This window comes from Acidovorax sp. KNOB132 (assembly GCF_057541515.1).
Genome location: NZ_BAAJYT010000202.1, coordinates 1 through 6,460 on the forward strand (window position 1 = coordinate 1; position 6,460 = coordinate 6,460).

At 71.5% G+C, this 6,460-nt stretch carries 7 protein-coding genes; 2 read left to right on the plus strand and 5 right to left on the minus strand.

Annotation, left to right across the window (positions count from 1 at the left end):
• Nucleotides 1-1,471: GGDEF domain-containing protein (locus AC27IO_RS18755; protein ID WP_498740139.1), on the plus strand; the 1,471-nt coding region annotated here is incomplete at its 5' end.
• Between the two features lie 105 nt (nucleotides 1,472-1,576).
• On the opposite strand, the gene AC27IO_RS18760 is transcribed toward AC27IO_RS18755, so the two are convergent.
• The 4 genes from AC27IO_RS18760 to AC27IO_RS18775 form a co-directional block, all read right to left on the minus strand.
• Entirely contained in the window at nucleotides 1,577-2,281 is a 705-nt protein-coding gene (locus AC27IO_RS18760) for a riboflavin synthase subunit alpha (RefSeq protein ID WP_284409993.1), read from the minus strand.
• A gap of 115 nt (nucleotides 2,282-2,396) precedes the next feature.
• Nucleotides 2,397-3,758 (minus strand): esterase-like activity of phytase family protein, encoded by a 1,362-nt coding sequence (locus AC27IO_RS18765; RefSeq protein ID WP_498740141.1) that lies wholly within the window; start codon nucleotides 3,756-3,758, stop codon nucleotides 2,397-2,399.
• Nucleotides 3,759-3,856: 98 nt separating this feature from the next.
• A complete protein-coding gene (locus AC27IO_RS18770) occupies nucleotides 3,857-4,096 on the minus strand; it encodes a hypothetical protein (protein WP_272566466.1) in 240 nt (79 codons plus the stop codon).
• Between the two features lie 111 nt (nucleotides 4,097-4,207).
• The gene (locus AC27IO_RS18775) at nucleotides 4,208-5,110 is read right to left on the minus strand and encodes a DMT family transporter (protein WP_498740143.1); all 903 of its coding nucleotides are present in this window, start codon (nucleotides 5,108-5,110) and stop codon (nucleotides 4,208-4,210) included.
• A 65-nt stretch (nucleotides 5,111-5,175) separates the two neighbouring features.
• Here AC27IO_RS18775 and AC27IO_RS18780 point away from each other — a divergent pair, with 65 nt between their 5' ends.
• A complete protein-coding gene (locus AC27IO_RS18780) occupies nucleotides 5,176-6,114 on the plus strand; it encodes a LysR family transcriptional regulator (RefSeq protein WP_498740145.1) in 939 nt (312 codons plus the stop codon).
• A 33-nt stretch (nucleotides 6,115-6,147) separates the two neighbouring features.
• On the opposite strand, the gene AC27IO_RS18785 is transcribed toward AC27IO_RS18780, so the two are convergent.
• Nucleotides 6,148-6,460, minus strand: a 313-nt coding sequence (locus AC27IO_RS18785; protein ID WP_498740147.1) for a siderophore-interacting protein, incomplete at its 5' end; no start/stop codon positions are given.

Sequence of the window (6,460 nt, forward strand, 5' to 3'; positions counted from 1 at the left end):
CACGGGCGATCCCACGCTGGCCGACGGCGCGCGGCGCGTGCTCGCCGCCAAGATGGCGCTGGCCACGGCCCGGGCGGGGGTGGATCAGGTGGTGGCGCAGCCGCGCGAGGCGCGGGCGCCCGAGTCGATCCGTTCGGCCGTCTACGGCATGGTGGCGATCGTGCCGCTGCTGGCCCCGGTCACGAGCAGCCTGGCCAATGCCGCGCGGCAGCACTACCCGGCCCTGGCCGATGACGTGCAGGTTGCGCGCCTCGCGGCCGAACTGCGGGAGTTCGCAGGGCTGCTGGGCTCGCATTTCACGGCGGCGCTGGCGCGCCAGCAGCCGTTCACGGCCGAGGAACGCCGGGCCATCGAGCAAACGCGCGGGCGCATCGCGCAGCTGCGCTTCCTGATCGAGCTGCGGCTTTCGGTGCCCGAGCAGCCGCGCCCCATCGCCCAGGCGTGGCAGACGGTGCAGCAGCGCTACTTCCGGGACACCGGGCCGCTCATCGACCGCATGATCGCCGCCGGCGAGGGCAACGGCCGCTACGGGCTGGACGCCGCAGGGTTCGCGGCGCTCTACGTGCCCGACATGAACACCATCTTCGATGTGCGCGACACGCTGCTCAACCAGCTGCGCGAGCGCGCCAGCGCCGAATACACCCGGGCCGTGCGCATGCTGGGCCTGGTGGCCGCGGGCTCGGTGGTGCTGCTGGCGCTGCTGCTGGTGGCGCTGTCGATGGTGGACCGCCGCGTCCTGCGCCCGCTGGTGCAGACCGCGCGGGCGCTGAAGGCGCTGGCCAACAACGACCTGGATGCGCCCCTGCCCCAGCCCGCCGCCAACGACGAAATGGCCGCGGTGATCCGCGCCGCGCGCGAACTGCAGCTGCAGACCCGCCAGCGCGAGGCCCTGGAGCGCGAGCGCAACAGCCTGATCGCGCAACTGCGCGAGCAGTCCAACACCGACTTCCTCACCGGCCTGCCCAACCGGCGCGCCTTCTTCGACGCGGCGGAAAGCGTGCTCGCGCAGGCCCGGCGCCATGGCTTCGGCGTGGTCATCGTCATCCTGGACGTGGACCGCTTCAAGATGCTCAACGACCAGTGGGGCCATGCGGTGGGCGACCAGGCGCTCGTGTCGGTGGCGCGCGCGCTGCGGGCCGAACTGCGGCTGGGCGATCTGGTGGGCCGCTTCGGCGGCGAGGAGTTCGTGGTGCTGCTGAGCCACTGCGACCCCGCGCACGGCGTGCGGCTGGCCGAGCGCCTGCGCGAGGTGGTGGCGAACCTGCAGCTGCTGCTGCCGGCATCGCCCGAGCCGCTGCGCGTGACGGCGAGCTTCGGCGTGGCCGATTCCGGCCGCCACGGCCTGGTGCTGGACCAATTGCTGTCCGAGGCCGACGCGGCGATGTACCGCGCCAAGGAAACGGGCCGCAACCGCGTGGTGCTGGCCGAGCCCCGGGCGGACACGGGCGCCGGGGAGCTGGTCATTCTTTGACGTGTTCAGGCGTTTGCTATTGAATTAATAGCGATACGCCCTAGTGGAATATGTGCTGAAGCCCGTTTTGATGCCGGGCTGCCACACCCGGAGCCCGGTGGCCCTTCAGCGCGGCAGCACGGGCGGCTGCACGAAGTCTTCGAGCGACAGGCCCTTGTCGCGCAGCAGCGCCTCCAGCACCGGCTGCAGGGCCCCCAGGCTTTCCTGCACCGCCTCGCGCACGGTGTCCACCACCACCTGCGTGCTGCGCTCGATCTCGATGTTGAGGCGGTCGCCCGCCTGCTTGTGCTCGAACACCGTGGCGCGGCGCGTCTCGGGGATCAGCCACACCTCGAACCAGCCCTCGGCGCGGTTCACCTCGGAGACCGTCAGGCTCGCGCCGTGGATGGCGATGTAGCCCTTGGCGAAGATGTACTTGCGGAAGGCGGGCGGAATGTCCACGCGCCACACGCGGTTGTTGTCCGACTCGCGCACCGACTGCAGCGTGGTGGCGAAGTCGATGTGGCCCGACAGCGGGTGCCCGCCGATCTCGGCGCCGTCCCTGGCCGCGCGCTCCACGTTCACGCGGTCGCCCACGGCGTAGCTGCCCAGGGTGGTCACGTTCAGGCTCTGCAGCACCACGTCGAACGCCGCCGCGTTGGGCGGCAGCAGCTCGGTCACCGTGAGGCACACGCCATCCACCGCCACGCTCGCGCCCACGGCGAGGTCCTGGCAGAAGCCGGGCGGAAAATCGATGATGAAGGTCCGCAGGCCTTCGCGGTCATGGATGGCGGCGAGGGCCGCCGTGGCTTGGACGATGCCAGTGAACATGCGTGTGGATTCCCGGTGCGTGGAAAAAGGCCGCCGGGGTCAGCGCCGCGCAACCGGGTGCCCCGAGGGTGCGGCGATTTTGCCACCCGCGTCGGGGCCCGCCGCCTGCAGGGTTTCAGCGCGCGCGCAGCAGCTCGCCCACTTCCAGCAGCACCAGTTCGTTGTCGTCGGCCCGGTTGGGCTCGCGGCTGGAGCTGAACGGCAGGTTGTTGTCGTTGCCCACCACGATGTGCGTGGCGTCCACCACGTCCACGTTCTCGATGGTGAAGAACGGGAAGGCGAGCACGCCGTTGTTCAAGGGCTTTCTCGCCAGGCGCTGCGGGTCCTGGATGTTCAGCAGGTCGATGTAGCCCACCTTGCGCAGCTCGGCGCCGGCGTTGGCATCGGTCAGCTCCACCTTGTACACGCGCTTGAACTTCGCCAGGTCGTGGAAGCAGTCGGTGCGCTTCTGGCCCTCGGGGCAGGCCTTGTCGGCCGTGCCCTCGCCGTTGTCGCGTTCGATGATCAGGCCGGTGTTCTCGTCGATCATGTTGAAGTCGCCGATGGCGTGGTGGTTGGCCTCCAGCACGTACTTCCAGTGGCGGCCCGTCCACTTTTCCTGCTTCACGTCGAACTCCAGCACGCGCAGGTATTGCTTGCCGCCTTCCACCGCTTCGTAGGCCTTGGCCGATTCGTTCCACACCGGGCCTTCCAGCAGCGCGTAGAGCTTGCTGCCGTCCCTGGACGATGCCATGCCTTCGAAGCCCTTGGAGCGCTTGATCTCGAAGGCCGGCGACTTGGCATCGGGCGCGCCCGCGGCGGTGATGGCCGGGTGGTCGGGCGAGCGCACGACCTTGCCGTCCACCTGCGTCTCGAACACGGCCAGCACGCGGCCGGACAGGTCGGCCTTGATGAGGTAGGGGCCGAACTCCTCGCCGATCCACAGCGCGCCGCCGGCGAACTGGAAGCTCTCGGGATCGAAGTCCGAGCCGGTCAGGTAGCGTTCCTTCGTGCCCTCTTCGGCGATGCGAAACGGCACCTTCTTGTCCGGGTCGTGCAGGAACACCGTCTTCTGGCGCTTGAACTGGCCGCTTCGGAAGTCCACCGTGTAGTGGTTCAGGTACAGCATGAAGTCCGGCGAGTTGGCCTTGGCCCCCGCGCCGTTGTCGGTCAGGATCCAGAACGACCCGTCGGCCATGCGCTTGATGCCCGAATGGCCCTGCGCGGGCTGGCCCTTGAACGGCAGCGACACGCCCGTGGGCCGGCCGGCGGAGGTGCCTTCCACGCTGCCCAACTGGTGCACGCGCTGCGGCGTGGTGAACTTGCCGCTGGTCTGCAGATCGGCCGGGGCATCCTTGGGCGCGGGAATGAAGGTCTGCGCCGGCAGCACCGCATGGCCGGCGAGCGTGGCGGGAAAAGCCTGCTGGGCGTGGGCGGGCAGCAGGGCGGCGGCGCAGGCCAGCAGGGCGAAGGGGGCGAGGCGGAAAGAGGGCAGCATGCGATGGCTTGTGGCGAACGAAAACCGCAACGATGCCGGCGCGCCGTTACAGGGCCATGACGGCGCAGGGCCGCGCCCGTGCGCGGCGCTTTCCAGCGCTACTTCTGCGGCAGGGCCGCTTCCAGCCGCTGCATCTCTTCCTCCAGCGTGCCGCGGCTGCGAAAGTGGCGCTGGGCCTGGTCGTACCAGTATTCGGCGTCTTCCAGGTCGCCTTCCTGCAGATGCACGATGCCGTGCAGCCAAGCGCCCAGCGGCGTCGCATCGTCCTGCACCTGCTGGTGGGCCTCGTTCCAGCGCCCTGCGCGCAGGTGCGCCAGGATGTCGCGAAGGTCGGTCATCGGAAAGCTCCTTGTGGGCGTCGGCGCCGCCACAGCGGCTCGGGCGGGCGCGTTGTCTGCCGGAGTATCGCCGTGCAGTGTCGCGGTGCAATGGGAGCTTCGAGCCGGTGATCAGCCCGCGCGCTGGCGCGCGAGCGTCCACCACGCCGCCCCCACGATCAGCGCCCCGCCCAGCCATTGCACCGGGCCCAGACTCTCCCCCAGCCACAGCACGGCGAACAACGCGCCCCAGGCCGGCTCGGTGCCCATCAGCAGGCCCACGCGGCTGGGGGCGGTGTGTTTCAGCGCCCAGTTCTGCGCGATGAAGGCGAACACCGTGCAGCCCAGCACCAGGTACAGGCTCGCGGCCCAGAAGGCGCCCTCGGCCGGCAGGGCGGGCAGCCCGCCCGGCAGCGACACGGCCACCAGCAGGCACCCCAGCCCCACCACGGCGGACTGCACGGCGGTGAGCAGCAGCATGGGCGCCTGGGCATGCCGCCGGGTGAGGCGGCTGGTGGCGCACACGGTCACGGCGCGCAGCGCGGCGGCGGCCAGCATCAGTGCGTCGCCCAGGCCCCATCGAATCTGCAGGCCGCCGCCCGCCAGCAGCGCCGCGCCCAGCAGCGAAACGGCCGCAAAGCCGAACACGGCGCCGGACGGCCGCCGGCCCAGCATCCACCATTCGGCGAACGGGGTGAACACCACGCACAGGCTGATGAGGAACGCCGCCTGGCTGGCCTGCGTGTGCGCCACGCCATAGGTCTCGCACACGAAGATCGCCATCAGCAGCGCGCCCAGCGGCAGGCCGGCGCGCAGGGCGCCGTGCCATTGCGCCCGCGTCGCCCGCAGGCACGCCGGGGCCAGCAGCGCCGCCGTGAGCAAAAACCGCACGGCCAGGAAACCCAGCACCGGGTAAAACGCCAGCGCCCCCTTGGCCACGCCGTAGCTGGTGCCCCAGACCACGGCCACCAGCAGCAGGACGAGGTCGGCGCTGCGCAGCAGCGTGGCGGGGCGGGCGAGGGGCAGCGTGGTCATGCGGCGATCGTAGATTCATGCCGCGCCATCGATAATGGCTGGTCAGAGAACAACATTGGTTCCCCATGCGCACAAATGACGCCCTGGACTGCCTGCCCGACATGGCGGTGTTCGCCCGCGTGGCGGCGGCGGGCAGCTTTTCCGCGGCGGCGCGCGAGCTGGGCCTGACCCCGTCGGCCGTGAGCCGCCAGGTGGCGCGGCTGGAAGGCGTGCTGCGCGTGCGGCTGCTGGAGCGCACCACCCGGCGCCTGCGCCTGACCGAGGCGGGCCACGCGGCGTTCGCGCGCTGCCAGGGGCTGGAATCGTGCGCGCGCGAGGTGCTGGCGCTGGCCGGCCACCATGCCGACGTGCCCAGCGGCCTGGTGTGCATGAGCGCGCCCAAGGCCTATGGACGCCAGCGGCTGCACCCGCTGGTGCCGTCCTTCCTGGCCGCGCATCCGCAGGTGGACGTGCAGCTGGTCATCACCGACCGCACCGTGGACCTGTTCACCGAGCACATCGACGTGGCGGTGCGCATCACCGACGCGCCGCCCCCGGGCTTGGCGGGCCGGCCGCTGGAGCCGGTGGAACACGTGGTGTGCGCCAGCGCGGCCTACCTGGCGCAGCGCGGCCTGCCGGAGCACCCGCGCGATCTGGCGCAGCACGACTGCCTGCCCCTGGGCGAGGACGAGCGCGACCGGCACTGGCGCTTCGAGCGGCCGGGTGGCGGGGGTGGCGCAGCGGAATCCGCCGTGGTGAAGGTGCGCGGCCGCTACGTGGCCAACCACAGCGAGGTGCGGTGCGAGGCCGCCCTGGGCGGCCTGGGCATCGCCTCGCTGCCGGGCTTCACGGCGCAGGCGGCCCTGGCGGCCGGCACGCTGGTGCGCGTGCTGCCCGGCTGGCGCCACACCACGGCGTACTCCGGCACGGCCTGGCTGCTGTACCCGCCCAACCGCTTTCTGCCGGCGCGGGTGCGGGCCTGGATCGACCATGTGGCGCAGGGTCTGGCCGCGCGGCCCGCATGAGGGGCCCGCGCGGCGCCTGCCGGTCCCTCCCGGTCAGTCCTCGTGCGTGTCGTGCGTGGCCGCGCTGCCCCGGCGCCAGTAGCCCGAGGCCTTGACCCACTTGGGGTAGGCGCCTCGCTCGCCCACCAGGTGCGCGCGCAGGGCCTTGGCCACGGCCGATTCGCAGGCCACCCAGGCGTGGAAATCGCCCGCGGGCAGGGGCTGCGCGCGCAGCGCCTGCAGCAGGGGCTCGGCGGTGCCGGTCTCGGCGCCCTGGCGGTGCACCCAGACGATGCGGGCATCGGCGGCGGTGGGCAGGGGCTGCTCATCGGCCGGGCCGTCCACCTCGGCCAGCACCAGCACGGGC

Bases quoted from the DNA above. Each gene is read 5' to 3' on its own strand.
- AC27IO_RS18770 (WP_272566466.1), bottom strand. From the start codon at position 4,096: ATGACCGACCTTCGCGACATCCTGGCGCACCTGCGCGCAGGGCGCTGG.
- AC27IO_RS18760 (WP_284409993.1), bottom strand. From the start codon at position 2,281: ATGTTCACTGGCATCGTCCAAGCCACGGCGGCCCTCGCCGCCATCCAT.
- AC27IO_RS18765 (WP_498740141.1), bottom strand. From the start codon at position 3,758: ATGCTGCCCTCTTTCCGCCTCGCCCCCTTCGCCCTGCTGGCCTGCGCC.
- AC27IO_RS18780 (WP_498740145.1), top strand. From the start codon at position 5,176: ATGCGCACAAATGACGCCCTGGACTGCCTGCCCGACATGGCGGTGTTC.
- AC27IO_RS18775 (WP_498740143.1), bottom strand. From the start codon at position 5,110: ATGACCACGCTGCCCCTCGCCCGCCCCGCCACGCTGCTGCGCAGCGCC.